The following is a 1,394-nucleotide window of genomic DNA, read 5'->3' on the forward strand; positions in this document are numbered from 1 at the left end:
GCGATCACTTCCCGTCCGGCGCTCTCAGCCTTGGCGCGCAGGATCGTCAGGAACACCCCCCAACCGGCATCCGAGATCGAGCGGTTGAGTCCGGTCTTCGCGGCAGCCCCGTTGGGCAGGAAAGAGCCGGGCTTGTCGGGGTCTGGCTTCGGCGCGACGGCCTTGACCATGTTGCGGATCGTCAGGTTCTCGTGCGCGATGAAGTCGTGCTCACGGACCAGGGTCAGGGCAGTCTTGTGCGCGTGGTCGAGCCGCCGGCGGCGGACCTTGCCGTGCAGCTTGGCGACCTTCTCGACCGCGCGGCGGTGATTCGCCGTGCGCTTGTCGCGGTGGACTCGGGGAAACCGGCTCAGGGCCTGCTGTGCCGCTTCGAGCTTCGCGGCGTTGGTGCGGCCGTGTCGGGGATTGGGCACGAACTCGCCGTTGGAGTCGGCGAGGAAGGCGGCTATGCCCATGTCGATGCCGACCACGGACCCGGTCTTGGGCAGCGGTTGCGGCTGGGCCTGCTCAGCGGTCAGCACGACGAACCACTTGCGGCCCTGGCGCTTGACGCTGATCGTCTTGACCTTGCCGATCACTGGCCGGTGCCGGTGCACCTTGACGTGTCCGACGCCTTGCAGGCGGACACGGGTCACGGGGTCGTGCGGGGTGGCGTCCCAGCGGCATCCGTCGCCGTCCTTGGGGAACTCCACCGTGTCGAACCAGTTCACCCCGCGAAAGCGCGGGTAGCCCGGTGTATCCCCGGACTTGACCCGGCGGAAGAACGCCGCGAACGCCTTGTCGAGACGGCGAAGCGTGGCCTGCTGCGAGGAGAACGACCACCGGCCCTGACGCTGCGGATCGAACGCCCGGATCTCCTTGAGCTGCGCGGACTGCATCCCGTACGTGATGCTCGTCTTGCTGGCGTGCCGGTAGGCGTCGCGTCGTTCCTGCAACGCAGCGTTGTAGAGCGAGCAGTGATCGCGCAGCATCTCGCCGAGCGCGATCGTCTGACCCACGGTGGGCCGCATGAGGAACGTGAACGCCCGGATCACCCGGCCCACCCCCCTTCGGCGCTGACAGTGGATCATACTACACTTGGTACATGTCACCACGCTGGGAACCAGACCCCGATATACGGAGGGGAAACCACGTCATCTATAACCTGCACGCTCACTTGGTGTTCGTCACCAAGTACCGGCGCGGCATCTTCGATGACGCCATGCTGACGCGCTGCGAGGCGATCATGCGGGACGTATGCGAGAGCTTCGGCGCGGAGTTGCGCGAGTTCAACGGCGAGGGTGATCACGTCCACCTGCTGGTGCACTACCCGCCGAAGGTAGCGATCTCCAAGCTGGTGAACAGTCTCAAGGGCGTCAGTTCCCGCTACCTGCGGGCCGAGTACACCGGCCGTA

2 protein-coding genes are annotated in these 1,394 nt (G+C 66.1%); one reads left to right on the forward strand and one right to left on the reverse strand.

The window, feature by feature from the left end; all coding sequences use genetic code 11:
• Nucleotides 1-1,034 (reverse strand): RNA-guided endonuclease InsQ/TnpB family protein (locus C7C46_RS32550; protein ID WP_110673521.1); only part of this gene is annotated, 1,034 nt, incomplete at its 3' end.
• A gap of 50 nt (nt 1,035-1,084) precedes the next feature.
• On the opposite strand from C7C46_RS32550, the gene tnpA reads away from it, so the two are divergent.
• A partial coding sequence (gene tnpA, locus C7C46_RS32555) for an IS200/IS605 family transposase (RefSeq protein WP_110673522.1) occupies nt 1,085-1,394 on the forward strand: 310 nt, incomplete at its 3' end.

Source organism: Streptomyces tateyamensis (assembly GCF_003205575.1).
Taxonomy (GTDB): Bacteria; Actinomycetota; Actinomycetes; order Streptomycetales; family Streptomycetaceae; genus Kitasatospora; species Kitasatospora tateyamensis.